Source organism: Streptomyces sp. NPDC058683 (assembly GCF_042716195.1).
In the GTDB taxonomy this organism is placed as follows: domain Bacteria; phylum Actinomycetota; class Actinomycetes; order Streptomycetales; family Streptomycetaceae; genus Streptomyces.
Genome location: NZ_JBHXSK010000033.1, coordinates 47,511 through 62,998, shown reverse-complemented (window position 1 = coordinate 62,998; position 15,488 = coordinate 47,511). Strand labels below are relative to the sequence as shown.

At 70.4% G+C, this 15,488-nt stretch carries 21 protein-coding genes and 1 pseudogene; 10 read left to right on the top strand and 12 right to left on the bottom strand.

The window, feature by feature from the left end; genetic code table 11:
- Positions 1 to 43 precede the first annotated feature (43 nt).
- Complete coding sequence (locus ACFWXC_RS32140) at positions 44 to 889, top strand: SDR family oxidoreductase (RefSeq protein WP_384483990.1); 846 nt, start codon at positions 44 to 46, stop codon at positions 887 to 889.
- A 17-nt stretch (positions 890 to 906) separates the two neighbouring features.
- Here ACFWXC_RS32140 and ACFWXC_RS32135 read toward each other — a convergent pair whose 3' ends face one another.
- The 8 genes from ACFWXC_RS32135 to ACFWXC_RS32100 all read right to left on the bottom strand — a co-directional run bounded on the left by ACFWXC_RS32135 (position 907) and on the right by ACFWXC_RS32100 (position 6,136).
- Positions 907 to 1,170, bottom strand: coding sequence for a DUF3099 domain-containing protein (locus ACFWXC_RS32135; RefSeq protein ID WP_351708939.1), 264 nt, complete (start codon positions 1,168 to 1,170; stop codon positions 907 to 909).
- A gap of 87 nt (positions 1,171 to 1,257) precedes the next feature.
- Positions 1,258 to 1,545 (bottom strand): DUF1416 domain-containing protein, encoded by a 288-nt coding sequence (locus ACFWXC_RS32130; protein WP_384483987.1) that lies wholly within the window; start codon positions 1,543 to 1,545, stop codon positions 1,258 to 1,260.
- A 73-nt stretch (positions 1,546 to 1,618) separates the two neighbouring features.
- Entirely contained in the window at positions 1,619 to 2,458 is an 840-nt protein-coding gene (locus ACFWXC_RS32125; protein ID WP_384483985.1) for a sulfurtransferase, read from the bottom strand.
- A 120-nt stretch (positions 2,459 to 2,578) separates the two neighbouring features.
- On the bottom strand, positions 2,579 to 2,659 hold the full coding sequence (locus ACFWXC_RS32120; RefSeq protein ID WP_350751515.1) for an Ms5788A family Cys-rich leader peptide: 81 nt from the start codon (positions 2,657 to 2,659) through the stop codon (positions 2,579 to 2,581).
- 213 nt (positions 2,660 to 2,872) lie between these two features.
- A complete protein-coding gene (locus ACFWXC_RS32115) occupies positions 2,873 to 3,610 on the bottom strand; it encodes a DUF2993 domain-containing protein (RefSeq protein WP_384483983.1) in 738 nt (245 codons plus the stop codon).
- Positions 3,611 to 3,749: 139 nt separating this feature from the next.
- Positions 3,750 to 4,946, bottom strand: coding sequence for a hypothetical protein (locus tag ACFWXC_RS32110; RefSeq protein WP_384483981.1), 1,197 nt, complete (start codon positions 4,944 to 4,946; stop codon positions 3,750 to 3,752).
- Positions 4,947 to 4,955: 9 nt separating this feature from the next.
- Positions 4,956 to 5,210, bottom strand: coding sequence for a MoaD/ThiS family protein (locus tag ACFWXC_RS32105; protein ID WP_351708925.1), 255 nt, complete (start codon positions 5,208 to 5,210; stop codon positions 4,956 to 4,958).
- 89 nt (positions 5,211 to 5,299) lie between these two features.
- Complete coding sequence (locus tag ACFWXC_RS32100; protein ID WP_384483979.1) at positions 5,300 to 6,136, bottom strand: alpha/beta hydrolase; 837 nt, start codon at positions 6,134 to 6,136, stop codon at positions 5,300 to 5,302.
- Positions 6,137 to 6,315: 179 nt separating this feature from the next.
- Here ACFWXC_RS32100 and ACFWXC_RS32095 point away from each other — a divergent pair, with 179 nt between their 5' ends.
- The 6 genes from ACFWXC_RS32095 to ACFWXC_RS32070 all read left to right on the top strand — a co-directional run bounded on the left by ACFWXC_RS32095 (position 6,316) and on the right by ACFWXC_RS32070 (position 12,302).
- Complete coding sequence (locus ACFWXC_RS32095; RefSeq protein ID WP_384483977.1) at positions 6,316 to 7,104, top strand: response regulator transcription factor; 789 nt, start codon at positions 6,316 to 6,318, stop codon at positions 7,102 to 7,104.
- Positions 7,105 to 7,211: 107 nt separating this feature from the next.
- Entirely contained in the window at positions 7,212 to 8,234 is a 1,023-nt protein-coding gene (locus ACFWXC_RS32090; protein ID WP_384483975.1) for a LacI family DNA-binding transcriptional regulator, read from the top strand.
- 301 nt (positions 8,235 to 8,535) lie between these two features.
- Entirely contained in the window at positions 8,536 to 9,693 is a 1,158-nt protein-coding gene (locus ACFWXC_RS32085; RefSeq protein WP_384483973.1) for a S1C family serine protease, read from the top strand.
- Between the two features lie 41 nt (positions 9,694 to 9,734).
- Positions 9,735 to 9,962, top strand: a complete 228-nt coding sequence (locus ACFWXC_RS32080) for a hypothetical protein (protein WP_384483971.1) — start codon at positions 9,735 to 9,737, stop codon at positions 9,960 to 9,962.
- A 118-nt stretch (positions 9,963 to 10,080) separates the two neighbouring features.
- A complete protein-coding gene (locus tag ACFWXC_RS32075; RefSeq protein ID WP_384483969.1) occupies positions 10,081 to 10,815 on the top strand; it encodes a response regulator transcription factor in 735 nt (244 codons plus the stop codon).
- A complete protein-coding gene (locus ACFWXC_RS32070) occupies positions 10,812 to 12,302 on the top strand; it encodes an ATP-binding protein (RefSeq protein WP_384483967.1) in 1,491 nt (496 codons plus the stop codon). Before ACFWXC_RS32075 ends, ACFWXC_RS32070 begins: the two co-directional genes overlap by 4 nt.
- Here the strand turns inward: ACFWXC_RS32070 and ACFWXC_RS32065 are convergent.
- The 4 genes from ACFWXC_RS32065 to ACFWXC_RS32050 all read right to left on the bottom strand — a co-directional run bounded on the left by ACFWXC_RS32065 (position 12,277) and on the right by ACFWXC_RS32050 (position 13,851).
- Complete coding sequence (locus tag ACFWXC_RS32065) at positions 12,277 to 12,639, bottom strand: hypothetical protein (RefSeq protein WP_384483965.1); 363 nt, start codon at positions 12,637 to 12,639, stop codon at positions 12,277 to 12,279. The genes ACFWXC_RS32070 and ACFWXC_RS32065 overlap by 26 nt on opposite strands.
- Positions 12,636 to 12,983 (bottom strand): DUF6247 family protein, encoded by a 348-nt coding sequence (locus ACFWXC_RS32060; RefSeq protein WP_384483963.1) that lies wholly within the window; start codon positions 12,981 to 12,983, stop codon positions 12,636 to 12,638. The genes ACFWXC_RS32065 and ACFWXC_RS32060 overlap by 4 nt, the downstream gene beginning before the upstream one ends.
- A gap of 182 nt (positions 12,984 to 13,165) precedes the next feature.
- On the bottom strand, positions 13,166 to 13,564 hold the full coding sequence (locus ACFWXC_RS32055; RefSeq protein WP_384483961.1) for a hypothetical protein: 399 nt from the start codon (positions 13,562 to 13,564) through the stop codon (positions 13,166 to 13,168).
- Positions 13,561 to 13,851: a hypothetical protein gene (locus ACFWXC_RS32050; RefSeq protein WP_384483959.1), complete on the bottom strand. Its 291-nt coding sequence runs from the start codon at positions 13,849 to 13,851 to the stop codon at positions 13,561 to 13,563. The genes ACFWXC_RS32055 and ACFWXC_RS32050 overlap by 4 nt, the downstream gene beginning before the upstream one ends.
- Positions 13,852 to 14,051: 200 nt before the next feature.
- Between ACFWXC_RS32050 and ACFWXC_RS32045 the strand changes: the two genes are divergently transcribed.
- The 3 genes and pseudogenes from ACFWXC_RS32045 (at position 14,052) to ACFWXC_RS32035 (ending at position 15,465) form a co-directional block, all read left to right on the top strand.
- Positions 14,052 to 14,258 carry a hypothetical protein gene (locus ACFWXC_RS32045; protein ID WP_384483957.1) on the top strand — a complete coding sequence of 69 codons (207 nt, stop codon included), beginning with the start codon at positions 14,052 to 14,054 and terminating at the stop codon, positions 14,256 to 14,258.
- Positions 14,259 to 14,270: 12 nt separating this feature from the next.
- Positions 14,271 to 14,789 (top strand): annotated as a pseudogene (locus ACFWXC_RS32040) (PH domain-containing protein); the annotation flags it as partial.
- Positions 14,790 to 14,862: 73 nt separating this feature from the next.
- Positions 14,863 to 15,465 (top strand): PH domain-containing protein, encoded by a 603-nt coding sequence (locus tag ACFWXC_RS32035; protein ID WP_384483955.1) that lies wholly within the window; start codon positions 14,863 to 14,865, stop codon positions 15,463 to 15,465.
- Positions 15,466 to 15,488: the final 23 nt, after the last annotated feature.

Below are 15,488 nucleotides of genomic sequence, written 5' to 3'. Positions count from 1 at the left end.
CGCTGTCATCGCGGAAGACCACCGGAAAATACGGGAGTTGAGCATGATCGTGGTGACGGGTGCGACCGGGAACGTGGGCAGGTCGCTGGTGGCGGCCCTGGCGGCGGCCGGGGAACGGGTGACGGCGGTGTCGCGGGGGATCGCCCCCGTGGACCTGCCGGCGGGGGTCGTACAGGTGCGGGCCGACCTGGCCGAGCCGGAGAGTCTGCGGCCGGCGCTCGACGGTGCGGAGGCGCTGTTCCTGCACGACGGCGGCACGGGCGGCCACGGGCTCGACGCGCGGGCCGTGCTGGCGGTGGCCAAGGACGCCGGGGTGGCGCGGGTGGTGCTGCTCTCCTCGCAGGGCGTGGTGACCCGGCCGGAGTCGCCCTCGCACGGCGGAGCGATGCGGGCGGTCGAGGACGCGGTACGCGGATCGGGCCTGGCCTGGACGATCCTCAGGCCCGGCGGCTTCGCCTCCAACGCCTACGCCTGGGCGGAGTCGGTGCGCGCCGAGCGGACGGTCGCCGCGCCGTTCGGTGACGTCGGGATCCCGGTGGTCGATCCGGCGGACATCGCGGAGGTCGCCGCGGTGGCCCTGCGCAAGGACGAACACGCGGGCCGGGTCTACGAGTTGAACGGCCCGGCGGCCGTCACGCCCCGGGAGCAGGCGGCGGCCATCGGTGCGGCGCTCGGCGAGCCGGTGCGGTTCGTGGAGCTGACCCGGGCCGCGGCGCACGCCCGGATGGCCGCGTTCATGCCGGAGCCGGTGGTGGAGACGACGCTGGCCGTCCTCGGCGAGCCCAACGCGGGCGAGCTGCGGCTGAGCCCGGACATCGAGGGAGTGCTCGGCCGTCCGCCCCGGACCTTCGCCGCGTGGGCCCAGCGCAACGTCGGGGCGTTCCGATAGGCCGGGCACGTCGGGACTCAGGGCCGGGGGCGCTTCTTCCCGTCCAGCTCGTCCCACCACTCGTCGGACTTGGGGTCACCGGAGGGGTCGTCCCACCAGCGGTCGTCGGGGCCCCGCCGGTTCGCGACCATCGCGGCGACGGGCGGGATGACCATGGCCACCACACACATCCCCACGGCGGCGGGGACGGACCAGATACGCACGACTCCCCAGGCCAGGACGAAGAGACCGATACAGATCCCCATCATGACGAAGTACACGCGACGACGCCGGGCGAGCATGACTCAAGGGTAGGTCCGGGGTCTGGATACGGCGAAGGGCCGCGCCTCGGGTCTTCGACCCGGGGTGCGGCCCTTGCGTTCAGCTGGTCAGACCGTGATCGCGACCTCGGCCAGGCCGCCCTGCTGGGCGACGACCGTGCGGTCGGCGGTGGCGCCGGGGACGAGGGCTCGGACGGTCCAGGTGCCCTCCGCCGCGTAGAAGCGGAACTGTCCGGTGGCGGAGGTCGGGACCTCCGCGGTGAACTCGCCGGTCGAGTCGAGGAGGCGGACGTAGCCCGTCACCGGCTCGCCGTCGCGGGTCACCTGACCCTGGATCGTGGTCTCACCGGGCTTGATCGTCGAGCTGTCCGGGCCGCCGGCCTTCGCTCCACACATGTCGTACTCCTGTTGAGGTCTTGAAAGGTCGGTCTGGGGACTTGCCGGGGGTGTTGCGGGGTCCTGCGGGGTCCTACTTGTTGGCGCCGAGCTCGATCGGGACGCCGACGAGGCTGCCGTACTCGGTCCAGGAGCCGTCGTAGTTCTTGACGTTCTCGACACCGAGCAGCTCGTGCAGGACGAACCAGGTCAGGGCCGAGCGCTCGCCGATACGGCAGTAGGCGATGGTGTCCTTGGCGAGGTCCACCTGCTCCTCGGCGTAGAGCTCCTTGAGCTCGTCGTCCGACTTGAAGGTGCCGTCGTCGTTGGCGTTCTTCGACCACGGGATGTTGCGCGCGGACGGGACGTGGCCCGGGCGCTGCGACTGCTCCTGCGGCAGGTGGGCCGGGGCGAGCAGCTTGCCGGAGAACTCGTCGGGGGAACGGACGTCGACGAGGTTCTGCGAGCCGATCGCGGCGACGACGTCGTCACGGAAGGCGCGGATCGCGGTGTTCTGCGGCTTCGCCTGGTAGGAGGTCTCGGCGCGCTCGGGCACCTCCTCGACCAGCTCGCGGGCGTCCAGCTCCCACTTCTTGCGGCCGCCGTCGAGGAGCTTGACGTTGTCGTGGCCGTAGAGCTTGAAGTACCAGTAGGCGTAGGACGCGAACCAGTTGTTGTTGCCGCCGTACAGGATCACCAGCGTGTCGTTGGCGATGCCCTTCGCCGACAGGAGCTTCTCGAAGCCCTCCTGGTCGATGAAGTCGCGGCGGACCGGGTCCTGCAGGTCCTTGGTCCAGTCGATCCGGATCGCGCCTCGGATGTGGTTCTTCTCGTAGGCGGACGTGTCCTCGTCCACCTCCACGATCGCGATGTCGGCGTTGTCCAGGTTGTCCTGGACCCAGTCGGCGTCGACCAGGACGTCGCTGCGGCTCATGCTCTTTCTCCTCCGGGGCAGTTGCGGCGGGGCGTGCGAGTGCGGGTGGGTGCGCGCGGACGCGCACGGATGCCCTCGGCAGGGGAGGGCGGGGGGATGCGGAGGCAGGGGCCTCCACCGTCAGAAGGGGCGACAGAGCATGGCGGCGACGCGGCACAGGTCGACTGCCCGCCGCTTCGTGAGATCCGCCTGACGCTTCATGGGCTCGATCGTAGGGACGGATGACCGGACATGTCACCGGCATGTCGCATGATGAGACACGATCGTCCGGATTATGGGACGGGATGGGAGCCCGGGGCGTGATCGGGCGGCAGCCGTCCCGCCCCACCCGTTGTCATATCTACGGTACGGACACCGCCGTCTCGACAGATGGACGGGTTCCGTCTGCCGTGTCGGCCGCCGCCGTGGCGCCTTCTACCCGGCCAGCCGGACGTTCGAACCCTTCACCCCGATCTCCACACCGTCCGCCGCCGCCTCCACCTTGTCCAGCTGGATACCGCCGGGGAGCTGGCTGATCGCCTGCTGGAAGTCGGAGGCCTGCCGGAACCGGTCCTCCGCGAGGCCGGCCCCGGGGAGCTTGGGCAGGTTGTCGGCGTGCACCTGCACGGTGTTGTTCTTGACGGTCACCGTGCTCAGGACCGTCACCTTCTGGTGGGCGTCCACGCCGGGGACGGTGACGTCGAGGGTGACCTTGATCTTGCCGTTGCCGCCGTCGGCGAGACCGATGACCTTGCCGGTGAAGCCGAGGCCGAGGTCGCTGGGCTGCGCGTCCGCGTTCTTCAGCAGCTCGCTGTAGGAGATGAGCGCGGTACCGGTGGCGGTCTGCGCGGTGGCGGAGCTGTAGTCGCCGGTGAAGGTGACGCCCTTCATGTCGGCCTTGAGGTCCTCGATACGGATCGTCTTGCCGGCGGTGCCGGTGGTGGCGTCGTAGTCCTTGATGCCGACCTCCACGTCGTCCAGCGTGCCGCCGGCGACCTGGGTGAGGAACGGGAAGCCCTTGATGGAGACGTCCGGGGTGCTCGCGAGGCCCTCCGTCGTCTTCAGCTTCCCGGCGGCCTCGCCCTCGGCGAAGTGCACGGCGACGCGGTCGACGACCACGAAGAGCACGCCGAGGATGACGACGACGATCAGGAATATTCGCAGGGCGCGCATGAGATGGGGTCCCCCGGGTCGGCGAGTCGGCTGTGCACGTCGGTGATCTCACGCTAGCCCCGTGGGAGCGATCCCACCGGAGATTGTCGACCACCTGTGACAGTGCGGGCGACCGCGTGCCCTTGACGGGCCGCCGCGATCAGCGCCCCAGAATCCACACCGCCGGTGCCGCCGCGGCCAGCGGCAGCGCCACGCCCGCCGTGAAGTGGACGAACTTCGACGGGTAGTCGTAGCTCGCCGCCCGGTGCCCGGCCAGCGCGCACACCGCGGCCCCCGCCCCGATCAGCGCGCCCTTGGTGCCCACCCCGGTCATGCCGCCCACCGCGATGCCCGCCCCGGCCGCGGCCAGCACCGACACGATCACCGACGCCACCGTCGGCAGCGGCAGCGCCCGCGCCACCACCGCCACCGCGACCGCCGCCGCGCCCACCGACGCCGCGTCCGGGTCCGCGCCCAGGAAGCCCGTCGCGATGATCGCCAGCGCGGAGGCGGCGACCGTGGCCATCAGGCCGTACATACGGGTGTCGGGGTCCGCGTGCGAGCGGAGCTGGAGGACCAGGGAGAGCAGGACCCAGATGCCCAGCGGGCCCAGGATCGCCGCCGGGGCCTGGTCGCGGCCCGCCACCAGCACCGCGGCGTCCGCCGCCAGCGCGCCCAGGAAGGCGAGGGCGATGCCCTGGCGGGCCGGCCACATGCCGTTCAGCCGGAACCAGCCCGCCGCCGTCACCGCCTGGAGGATCACCAGGGGGACCACCAGGGCGTACGAGGAGATCGGGGCCGCCACCGCCAGCAGCAGGCCCAGCAGGCCGGTCAGCAGCGCCGGCTGCATGCCCGGCTCGATGATCGGCGAGCGGCCCTCCAGGCGGGCCCGCTGCGCGTCGGTGATGCGCGCGTTGCCGGCGAGGGTCGCGGGACCGTAGCCGGAGCCGGTCTCAGCGGGGCCGGAGCCGGGCGCGGGCGCCGGGGCCGGCGTGTGCGCCGACTGCGGCGGCTGCGGTGCCTGCTGCGGCTGCTGCGTGTAGGCAGGCTGCTGCTGTGCGTGCGCCTGCTGCTGCGGCTGCGGCTGCTGTGCGTGCGGCTGTGCCTGCTGCTGTGCCTGCTGCTGTGCCTGCTGCTGTGCCTGCTGCTGTGCCGGTGCGTACGTCTGCTGGGGCATGTACGCCGCCTCCGCGGCCGGGGCCTGCGGCTGTGCCGCCTGCACCGGCGCGTGCGTCTGCGTCTCCCAGGTCTGCCCCTGCCACTGCTGGGTGGCGTACTGCTGCTCCTCGTACCCCCACTGGGGCTGGGCGGGGGGCTGCTGGTACGGGTCGTAGTCCTCGTACGGCTGGTTGGTCATCGGTCTCGCTCACCCTCCTGCGAACGGCGGGAGCACCTCGACCGTGCCGCCCTCGGCCAGCCGTACCGTCTCATGCTCGCGCGTCCCCACGGGGTCACCGTCGACGAGGAAGGAGCATCGCCGCAGGACGTGCGCGAGTTCCCCGGGGTGTCGCGCACGCACCGCGTCCAGCGCCTCGGCGAGGGTGTCCGCGTCGTACGGCTCCTCGGCGATCCCGGCCGCGGCCTTCGCGGCGGCCCAGTAGCGCACCGTGACCTTGGGCATCAGGTTCCTCAAGAGACTCAGCAAGAACAATTCGGTCGGCTGTGTAACTGTGTGGCTGTGTACCTGTGTGGCTGTTGTACGGGCTCAGGCTAGCCCGCCCGGGAAGCCGCCCAGTCGCCGATCCTGGCCAGCAGCCGGTCGTCCGCGGCGTGTTCGGCGTGGCCCATGCCGGGCTCCAGCCAGAGCTCGGCCGCGCCGCCGGCGGCGTCCGCGAGCATCCTGGGGTGGTCGACCGGGAAGTAGCCGTCGCTGTCGCCGTGCACGATCAGCAGCGGGGTGGGGGCGATCTTCGGCACCGCCTCCACCGGGGACAGCGGCACCGGGTTCCAGTCGCGGTAGTGGATACGGGTGCGGAAGCCGTAGCGGCCGACCAGCCGGCCCGCCGGTCTGGTGACCAGCCAGTGGACGCGGCGCATGGGGGCGGTGCCCCGGTAGTACCAGCGGGCGGGGGACGACACCGAGACCACGGCGTCCACCCCGGCGTTCAGCGCCGCGTGCCGCAGCACCACCGAGCCGCCCATAGAAAAGCCGACGGTCACCACGCGGGTGTGCCCGAAGCGGCGCGCCCAGCGCACCGCCGCCGCCAGGTCGAGGACCTCGCGGTCGCCGACGGTGGTGCGCCCGCCGGAGCGGCCGTGGCCCCGGAAGGAGAAGCTGACCACCGGAGCGTAATCCGTCAGGGCGGCCACCACCCGTCGTACGTGCGGCCGGTCCACGTCGCCGGTGAACCCGTGAGCCAGGACGAACACCAGGTCACGGGAGAGTGACCGGGAGCCGTCGTATACGACGGAGGCGGGATCGTATACGGAATCGATGGAAACCCCGTCGTCCGTGCGCAGAAACGTCCGCATAGAGGCGTTTCTGCTCGTCTCATATGTCGGACGAACGATGGAACGTGCCACACGACCTGCCGGACCGATGCTCATGTGGGCTATTCTGCTGGGCAGAGGACTCGGGCAGCGCCGCCACCGGGTCCTTTTGTGCTTTCGGAAGCTCTGTATACGAAGCGGGAAACTCCAGGTGACCGCGGATGTACGGAGGCTCGGGAGCGCAGCGCAGTGTCATTGCACACAGTCCTCGCAGGGACCGAGGAGGAACCAGACATATGAGTTCTCTGCTGCTCCTGACCAACGCCCTCCAGCCTTCGACGGAGGTGCTGCCGGCCCTCGGGCTGCTTCTGCACAACGTGCGGGTCGCCCCGGCCGAGGGCCCCGCCCTCGTCGACACCCCGGGCGCCGACGTCATCCTCATCGACGGCCGCCGCGACCTCCCGCAGGTGCGCAGCCTCTGCCAGCTGCTCCGCTCCACCGGCCCCGGCTGTCCGCTGATCCTGGTCGTCACCGAGGGCGGCCTCGCCGCCGTCACCGCCGACTGGGGCATCGACGACGTACTCCTCGACACGGCCGGCCCGGCCGAGGTCGAGGCCCGGCTGCGGCTCGCCATGGGCCGCCAGCAGATCGTCAACGACGACTCGCCCATGGAGATCCGCAACGGCGACCTCTCGGTGGACGAGGCGACGTACAGCGCCAAGCTCAAGGGACGGGTCCTCGACCTCACCTTCAAGGAGTTCGAGCTCCTCAAGTACCTGGCCCAGCACCCCGGCCGGGTGTTCACTCGTGCACAGCTGCTCCAGGAGGTCTGGGGTTACGACTACTTCGGCGGCACCCGGACCGTCGACGTACACGTACGGCGGCTGCGTGCCAAGCTCGGCGTGGAGCACGAGTCCTTGATCGGGACCGTCCGGAACGTCGGTTATCGATTCGTTACCCCCGAGAAGGGCGAGCGGGGCGAGCGGGTCAGCGACGAGTCCAGGGCACGGACGGAGGGTCCAAAGCCGGAGGATGCGGACGCTTCGGCGGCCCTGGACGCGGTCGAGGTACCCGCGGAGGCGTAGTGGTGGTCCGGGCGAGGCATGGCCGTCGCCCGGACAGGGCATTGCTTCCGCAAGCGAAGCTTCGATACGCCCTGCCCAGAGCGGGTCCATCCGCGTAGACTCCGCGCGTGGCCAAGGTGACTCGGGATGATGTGGCGCGGCTGGCGGGTACTTCCACCGCCGTTGTCAGTTATGTCATCAACAACGGACCCCGGCCGGTCGCACCGGCCACGCGCGAGCGTGTCCTCGCCGCGATCAAGGAACTGGGGTACCGGCCCGACCGGGTCGCCCAGGCGATGGCATCGCGGCGCACGGACCTCATAGGCCTGATCATCCCGGACGCCCGTCAGCCGTTCTTCGGCGAGCTGGCGCACGCGGTGGAGCAGGCCGCGTCCGAGCGCGGGAAGATGGCGCTGGTCGGCAACACCGACTACGTCGCCGAGCGCGAGGTCCACTATCTGCGCGCGTTCCTCGGGATGCGGGTCTCGGGCCTCATCCTCGTCTCCCACGCGCTGAACGACCAGGCCGCCGCGGAGATCGAGGCTTGGGACGCCCGGGTGGTGCTGCTGCACGAGCACCCGGAGGCGATCGACGACGTCGCGGTGGTGACCGACGACCTGGGCGGCGCCCAGCTGGCCGTACGCCATCTGCTGGAGCACGGCTACGAATACGTGGCCTGTATGGGCGGCACCGCCGAGACCCCGGCCGTCGGCGACCCGGTCTCCGATCACGTCGAGGGCTGGCGGCGGGCCATGAACGAGGCGGGCCTGACCACGGAGGGCCGGCTGTTCGAGGCGCCGTACAACCGGTACGACGCGTACCGGGTGGCCTTGGAGGTCCTGTCGGGGCCCGATCGGCCCCCGGCGTTCTTCTGCTCCACCGACGACCAGGCGATCGGCCTGCTGCGGGCGGCCCGCGAGCTGCGCATCGACGTGCCGGGGGAGCTGGCGGTGGCCGGCTTCGACGACATCAAGGAGGCGGCGCTGGCGGATCCGCCGCTGACCACGATCGCATCGGACCGCCCGGCGATGGCACGGGCGGCGGTGGACCTGGTCCTCGACGACGGGCTGCGGGTGGGGGGATCGCGGAGGGAGCGCCTGAAGACGTTTCCTTCACGGCTGGTGGTGCGGGGTTCCTGCGGCTGCGGGTAGCTCCGCGAGCGCCGGTTGTTCTTCGGCCGCGGGTGCGTCGTGGTTGCTCGCGCAGTTCCCCGCGCCCCTGAAGGGGCGCGGGGCTGTATTCGATATGCGGCTACCGCCGCGCGGGCGCGACCAGCCCCCACCGGGCCGCGGCCACAGGACCCACAGGTCCCACAGGAAACCCTTTATGAACGGCTCATGAGAACCCCGCCCGACCTGCGAGAAGGTTCCTTATATCGGGCAAACGCGCTTCTCGGGGCGTTCTCAGCGGGCCCTCAGGAAGCTCTCATGGTCACGGGACAAGCTTCTTGTCATGACCGAGAGCCTCCGCCGCAGCGGCGAGTACGAGAACCCCCAGGGTCCCCAGGGTGACGCCTACCAGGGCGCGTACCCCCAGCAGCAGCACGCCTCCACCCCCGTGAACCCGGAGTGGCCGCCCCCGCCGGCCCACCAGCCGGTGCAGCAGCCGCTGCAGCAGGCCGCCCCCCAGGTCACCGTGGAGCCGGAGACCGCGCAGCTCCCGGAGTACTCGGCGGAGCCGCCGCTGCACACGGCGGAGCACCCGGAGCACTCGGCCCACGCGAAGCAGAAGCGCAGCCGGGGCCCGATAGCCCTGCTCGCCGCGGTCGCGATCGTCGCGGCGGCCGTCGGCGGCGGCACGGCGTACGCCTTCCAGGAGCTGACCGGCAAGAACGACGTCGTCTCCAGCTCCACCACCACCAGCGTGGTGCCCTCCAGCAAGAAGGGCGACGTCGCCACGATCGCCGCCGCCGTCAGCCCGAGCGTCGTCGAGATCACCGCCACCCTCAGCAACGGCACCTCCACCGGCTCCGGCGTCGTCATCAGCAGCGACGGCGAGATCGTCACCAACAACCACGTGATCTCCGGCGCCCAGTCGATCAAGGCGACGACCAGCACCGGCAAGTCCTACACCGCCGAGGTCGTCGGCACCGACAGCGCCAAGGACCTCGCCCTCGTCAAGCTCCAGGACGCGTCCGGCCTCTCGCCCGCCACCCTCGGCAACTCCGACGGCGTCCAGGTCGGCGACACGGTCGTCGCGATCGGCTCCCCCGAGGGCCTCAGCGGCACCGTCACCAGCGGCATCGTCTCCTCGCTCAACCGGGACGTGACCGTCTCCACCGACGAGGGCCAGGACCAGCAGAGCCAGGGCGGCGGCAACGGCCAGTGGCCGTTCTCCTTCGGCGGCCAGCAGTTCAACGGCGACACGGGCTCCTCGACGACGACCTACAAGGCGATCCAGACCGACGCCTCGCTGAACCCCGGCAACTCCGGCGGCGCGCTGATCGACGCCGGCGGCAACATCATCGGCATCAACTCGGCGATGTACTCGGCCAGTTCGGACTCCTCGTCGTCCTCCTCGGACGCGGGCAGCGTCGGCCTCGGCTTCGCCATCCCGATCAACACCGTCAAGTCCGACCTGGCCAAGCTGCGGGCGGGCTCCACCAGCTGAAGCACGGCACCACGAGCACACCGAGCGCAAGGGAGTACGTCATGATCAAGCAGGTTTCGCACAAGACGACCGGCACCACCCCGGCCTCTCTCGGTCTGGCCCTCGACGTGGCGTACGAACTCCACGCACCGACCGAGGCGGCGGTGGCCCCGGCCCCGCGCGCCCCGGAGGTCGCGCCGGCCCCGCAGCTGATGGGGCTGCGCATGTCCACGGCCCGCCCGCACCAGCGCAAGGTGCCGCTGAGCCGCATGACCCTGGTACGCGGCTAGGGGTGTGTACCACCCCACCGGCGTGCATACCCGACAGCCCGGAAACATGCGAGGCTGAGAGGCGTCCCACCACGACCCACCGCACCCCGATCCATCACACCCCGAGGAACCGCGAGCGATGAGCCCCGCCGAAGGCGACCGTGACCCCCAGCGCATCCTGATCGTCGACGACGAGCCGGCCGTACGCGAAGCCCTCCAGCGCAGCCTGGCCTTCGAGGGGTACGAGACCGAGGTCGCGGTCGACGGGGCGGACGCGCTGGAGAAGGCCACGGCCTACAAGCCGGACCTGATCGTCCTCGACATCCAGATGCCGCGGATGGACGGCATGACCGCGGCCCGCCGGATCCGCGGGGCGGGCGACACGACCCCGATCCTGATGCTGACGGCCCGCGACACGGTCGGCGACCGCGTCACCGGGCTCGATGCCGGGGCCGACGACTACCTGGTCAAGCCGTTCGAACTCGACGAACTCTTCGCCCGCATCCGTGCCCTGCTGCGCCGCAGCTCCTACGCGGGCACGGTGACCGACGGGGGCGCGGAGGACGAGGCGCTCACCTTCGCCGACCTGCGCATGGACCTGGCGACCCGCGAGGTCACCCGGGCCGGCCGCCAGGTGGAGCTGACCCGCACCGAGTTCACGCTCCTGGAGATGTTCATGGCCCACCCGCGCCAGGTCCTCACCCGCGAGCAGATCCTCAAGGCCGTCTGGGGCTTCGACTTCGAGCCCTCCTCCAACTCCCTCGACGTCTACGTCATGTACCTCCGCCGCAAGACCGAGGCGGGCGGCGAACCCCGCCTCGTCCACACCGTGCGCGGCGTCGGGTACGTCCTGCGCCAGGGCGGCGCGGAGTGAACAGGCTCGCCCGCCGCTTCCGCAACCTCCCGATCCGCGCCCGCCTGTCGATGCTGGTCGCGGCGGCGGTGGCGTTCGCGGTGGCGGCGGTATCGGTGACGTGCTGGTTCATCGTGCAGGGGAAGCTGTACGAGCAGTTGGACGCCGACCTGAAGAAGTCGGCACAACATCCGGTGCAGATCGACAACGTGGTGGATCTGCTTGCCGCGTGCCCGCAGGAACCTGGAGCGACGACGGACTCCGACTCGGTCCCGGACTCGGGCGGTCTGCGGTTCCGTGACTCCTACTACACGCAGTTGGTCAAGGCCGACGGTACGTTCTGTGTCTCTGCGGATTCCCCTGGCACCATGAAGACGGCGGCTTCGGACAAGGCCGTTGCAAAGAACCCGGCGAGCGGCAAGGGCTATTACCGCAACGGCGTGGACACCTCAGGAAACGATGTCCGTGTGTTGACGATCCCCCTGGTCGTCGTCAACCAGGGCATCGGCTCGGGGCCGCGGATCTACCCCGATGTCGCCCTCATGACCGCTGTTCCTCTCAAGAACACCCAGAAGACGCTCAGCGACCTGGCTCTGCTGCTCCTTCTCGTCTCCGGCGTAGGAGTTCTCGGCGCCGGAGCCGCCGGCCTCGCCGTCGCCCGCGCCGGTCTCCGTCCCGTCGACGAACTCACCGAAGCCGTGGAGCACGTCGCCCGCACCGAGGACCTGAGCATCCGCATCCCGGTGGAGAACGAGTCGGACGACGAGATCGCCCGCCTCTCGCGCTCGTTCAACTCGATGACGACGTCACTCGCGAACTCCCGGGAACTGCAACAGCAACTCATCGCCGACGCCGGCCACGAGCTCCGTACCCCCCTCACCTCCCTCCGTACGAACATCGAGCTCCTCACCCGCAGTGAGGAGACGGGCCGCCCGATCCCCCCGGCGGACCGCAAGGCGCTGCTCGCCTCGGTGAAGGCGCAGATGACGGAGCTGGCGTCGCTGATCGGCGACCTCCAGGAGCTGTCCCGGTCGGAGGGCCAGCGCGGCGAACGCGTGCAGGTGGTGGCGTTGCAGGACACGGTCGAGGCGGCCCTGCGTCGCGCCCAGCTGCGCGGCCCGGAGCTGAAGATCACGGCGGACGTACGGCCGTGGTTCGTGCGCGCCGAGCCCTCCGCCCTGGAGCGGGCGATCGTCAACATCCTCGACAACGCGGTGAAGTTCAGCCCCGAGGGCGGCACGATCGACGTCGCCCTGGACCGCGGCATCCTCACGGTCCGCGACCACGGCCCCGGCATCCCGGAGGACGAACTCCCCCACGTCTTCGACCGCTTCTGGCGCTCCCCGAGCGCGAGGGCCCTGCCGGGCTCCGGCCTCGGCCTGTCCATCGTGGCCCGCACGGTCCAGCAGGCCGGCGGCGACGTCACCCTGGCCCGCGCGAGCGGCGGCGGCACGGTGGCGACGGTACGGCTGCCGGGAGCGCCTACGGTTCCGCCGGAGGTCGGATAAGGGGGTCTGGGTTCCCAGCCCAGAAGACCAGTTCCACCATGATCTGTGGGTCTGCCGCCCGCGGTACGAAGGTGTAGGTCAGCCAGCCGCTTCCGTCGTCGAAGTAGAAGACGCGAGGGCCTTTGGGATGACTGGACCGTGCCGGTTCGACCCACATGCCGTCGGGCAGGCCGGCATCGGATCCGATGCCTCGGAAGTACGGGTCCTTCGCTGTGACCAGTTCGGCACGCGCGGCCAGGACGGTCTCACGGATGTGATCGGGCAGCACGTCGAAGGCAGCGAGAGCATCGAGTCGCCAGTCCATCTGCCATGGCGGCCCCGTGAACTCGTCGGTCACTCCCCGGGCTCCGTCCGCAGAGCCCGGTGTCGGATCTTCGCCGCCTCTTCGAGCAGGGCCCTGGCTTCGGCGATGTCGGTGGATTCCGCCGCACGAAGTTCCAGGTCGTGGAGATGAGCGTCGAGTTCGGGGTCACGGGCGATCGCGTACTCGATCCACCAGCGGGCCACGAACGCCTGCCCGGGACCAAGGTTGTAGGCGTCGGCGATCGCCCGCTTCCAGTGCCCATCGAAATCAGGCAGCAGCTCGGGTGTGTGCTCGGCGATGGCTGCACGCAACGCCCTCGGCGTCCGCTCCGGCATCGGCGGGATGACCTGGTCGTTCTCCGTGGCGTGAGCGGTCATGACCGGTGCCCTCCTTCGACGCTTCAGGTCTACGACCATAGCCGCCTCGCACTCCGTGGATCAGTCGTTCGTGTCGGGGTCACGGGATCCGGCGTGTGGGCGGCAGCACCTCGAACATCAGGCCTTCAGGCATATGTCACCCGAATGTGCGCCGACCGGTCTCTCCCTTGCCCTCCGGAGGTTCAGTAGAAGCCGAGCATGCCCGGGGAGTCGATGTCGACGGCCACCACGCCCGGCGGGTAACGGTCTTCGCGGTCGGTCAGGAGGATCGACATCCCGTTGAAGTCGGGACGGGGCAGCGCTGCGTACAGGGCGTGGCAGGTGTCGGCTCCGCCGTAGCCGTCTCGGATCATGGTGCCGACGGTGACTGCTGCGGCCGTGTTCAGTTCATCGACCTCGACGGACGAGAACGCGAGGACGCGGCGTGCGACGCCCTCGTCCTCGGACTCCGCCTGCATCAGGCAGGTCGCGGGGATACGCAGGAGATCGCCAGGGGTGCGTGCCATGTTCGCGGCCAGGAGGTTGAGCGTCTTGTGGCCGGCCGCCAATGCGCGGGTCGCGCTGGTGTCGAGGATGATCACGCTGCTGCGGCTCCCCTGGCCGCGCGCGCCTTCTCGGCGGCAATCCGACGGATGTTCCCGAGCACGTCAGGAGCCTGGTCGAAGTCCTCGTCGCTGATATCGAGTCCGATCACGTCCCGCACCACCTGGCGATCGGCGGCGAGTCGCTCGGCGATCTGCTCAGCCGTGGACTGCTGGGCCGCCAGTTCGTCCACGAGCTGCCCCAGAGTGAGCCCTCTTTCCTTGGCGATCTGCGCGAGGTGATCTCGGGCCTGCCGGGAGACCTGGATCGTGGTGGTGTCCGTCATGGCTCCACCATAGCCACCCCATGAAACCGGCCGGGCCATCTTTCATCGGCCTCACCCGTTCGGGGTACCCCTCCCCCGACCGCAAGCCCGACCCGACCTCGGCACCCCCTTCCTGACCTGCACGGGGACCACACAACTCAGCGGCTTATCCTCTCCCCAGTCGCGCACCCGTTCGGTGCGTCTGGGGAGGGGCTCGGGACATGGACGAGGGCGGATTCGAACGGGAGTACCGGAAGCGGCGAAGACCGCCCGGGTCGTACTTCGTCCTGCTGGGGGTGGTGCTGCTCAACGCCCTCATGCAGACCGGCCGTTTCTTCGGCGACGACGGCGACCGGGACTGGTGGGGGCCGCCGTTCATCATGCTGCTGATCGCCGTGACACTGGCGCGGGTCCTGCTGGAGCAGTAACGCTCGTACACCAGGGTCACGAGCGCCGGGATCACCGCGCGGGGACCGCTGCGGACCCGTACCTGGGCCTGGTCCGAGGTGTACGACATCCGGGTCGAGCCGGTTCCGCGCGGCTTCGGCGGGGACGGTCCCCAGTGGCTCACCTACCTGTACGACTTCGACGGCCGCCGCTTCCTGCTCCGGCACCTCGACGACTGGCAGCTGGCCGACCCCTACGCCGAGGTCTCGGAGCTGTGCCTGGCCGCCGACCCGCAGCGCAGCCTCGGCTGGCAGCGGCGTCCGGACGTCGAGGAGCGGATCCTGCGGGGAGCCGTGCGGCGCAAGGCACGGTCGTGGGGCGTGTACGGAGCCGTCGCCATGATGGTGGTGATGTTCGTGGTCTCCCTGGCGCTGGTGTTCACGGACCGGTCGGACCATCCCTTCCTGCTGATCGTGTGCGTGCCGCTGGCCTCGGGCGTCGCGCTGAGCCTCGTACTCCAGTGGTACTGGAGCACCCGGCCGCCCCGCTCCCTGGCCGGGCGGCCCAACTGACGTCACAGCGGGCGGTCTTATCCTCTCCTCAGTCGCGCACCAGTTCGGTGCGGGTCTGAGGAGGGGGGCCTCGATGGGGGAGGCGACAGGCGTGGAGCGCGTGTACCGGAGACGGCGCAGGCTGCCGGGGCGGTACTTCGCGGCGACGGGCGCGATCATCGCGGTGGCGCTCGTGCAGGTCTACACGGCCGACAGCGGGCTGCGCAGATGGGGCTCACTGGGGATCGGGCTGCTGCTCGTGACGATCCTGGTCATGGTCCCGCTGAACCAGTACCGGGCACACACCCGGGTGACGGCCCACGGCATCACCGCGCAGTGGGCCCTGCGCGCACGGACCTGGGCCTGGCGGGAGGTGTACGACATCCGGGTGGAGCGTGCCGAGGGCAACGGCGCCGGGTCGACGTATCCGGAGTGGGTCGCCTACCTGTACGACTTCGAGGGCCGCCGGTTCCTGCTCCCGCAGCTCAACGACTGGCAACTGGACGACCCGTACGCCGAGGTCACCGACCTCTGTCTGGCCGCCGCCCCGTACCGCAGCCTCGCCTGGGAGCGACGCCCGGACGTCGAGGAACGGATCGTACGGCGGATCGCGCGGCGCAAGACGTGGACCGTGGTGGTGACCCTGGCACTGGTGGCGCTGATCATCGCGGCCGTGTTCGCCCTGGCCCCGCTGTGACCGCCCGCCCGGCAGCCGTAGCC

Bases quoted from the DNA above. Each gene is read 5' to 3' on its own strand.
- ACFWXC_RS32140 (WP_384483990.1), top strand. From the start codon at position 44: ATGATCGTGGTGACGGGTGCGACCGGGAACGTGGGCAGGTCGCTGGTG.
- ACFWXC_RS32135 (WP_351708939.1), bottom strand. From the start codon at position 1,170: ATGCTCGCCCGGCGTCGTCGCGTGTACTTCGTCATGATGGGGATCTGT.
- ACFWXC_RS32130 (WP_384483987.1), bottom strand. From the start codon at position 1,545: ATGTGTGGAGCGAAGGCCGGCGGCCCGGACAGCTCGACGATCAAGCCC.
- ACFWXC_RS32125 (WP_384483985.1), bottom strand. From the start codon at position 2,458: ATGAGCCGCAGCGACGTCCTGGTCGACGCCGACTGGGTCCAGGACAAC.
- ACFWXC_RS32120 (WP_350751515.1), bottom strand. From the start codon at position 2,659: ATGAAGCGTCAGGCGGATCTCACGAAGCGGCGGGCAGTCGACCTGTGC.
- ACFWXC_RS32115 (WP_384483983.1), bottom strand. From the start codon at position 3,610: ATGCGCGCCCTGCGAATATTCCTGATCGTCGTCGTCATCCTCGGCGTG.
- ACFWXC_RS32110 (WP_384483981.1), bottom strand. From the start codon at position 4,946: ATGACCAACCAGCCGTACGAGGACTACGACCCGTACCAGCAGCCCCCC.
- ACFWXC_RS32105 (WP_351708925.1), bottom strand. From the start codon at position 5,210: ATGCCCAAGGTCACGGTGCGCTACTGGGCCGCCGCGAAGGCCGCGGCC.
- ACFWXC_RS32100 (WP_384483979.1), bottom strand. From the start codon at position 6,136: ATGAGCATCGGTCCGGCAGGTCGTGTGGCACGTTCCATCGTTCGTCCG.
- ACFWXC_RS32095 (WP_384483977.1), top strand. From the start codon at position 6,316: ATGAGTTCTCTGCTGCTCCTGACCAACGCCCTCCAGCCTTCGACGGAG.
- ACFWXC_RS32085 (WP_384483973.1), top strand. From the start codon at position 8,536: ATGACCGAGAGCCTCCGCCGCAGCGGCGAGTACGAGAACCCCCAGGGT.
- ACFWXC_RS32080 (WP_384483971.1), top strand. From the start codon at position 9,735: ATGATCAAGCAGGTTTCGCACAAGACGACCGGCACCACCCCGGCCTCT.
- ACFWXC_RS32075 (WP_384483969.1), top strand. From the start codon at position 10,081: ATGAGCCCCGCCGAAGGCGACCGTGACCCCCAGCGCATCCTGATCGTC.
- ACFWXC_RS32060 (WP_384483963.1), bottom strand. From the start codon at position 12,983: ATGACCGCTCACGCCACGGAGAACGACCAGGTCATCCCGCCGATGCCG.
- ACFWXC_RS32050 (WP_384483959.1), bottom strand. From the start codon at position 13,851: ATGACGGACACCACCACGATCCAGGTCTCCCGGCAGGCCCGAGATCAC.
- ACFWXC_RS32045 (WP_384483957.1), top strand. From the start codon at position 14,052: ATGGACGAGGGCGGATTCGAACGGGAGTACCGGAAGCGGCGAAGACCG.
- ACFWXC_RS32035 (WP_384483955.1), top strand. From the start codon at position 14,863: ATGGGGGAGGCGACAGGCGTGGAGCGCGTGTACCGGAGACGGCGCAGG.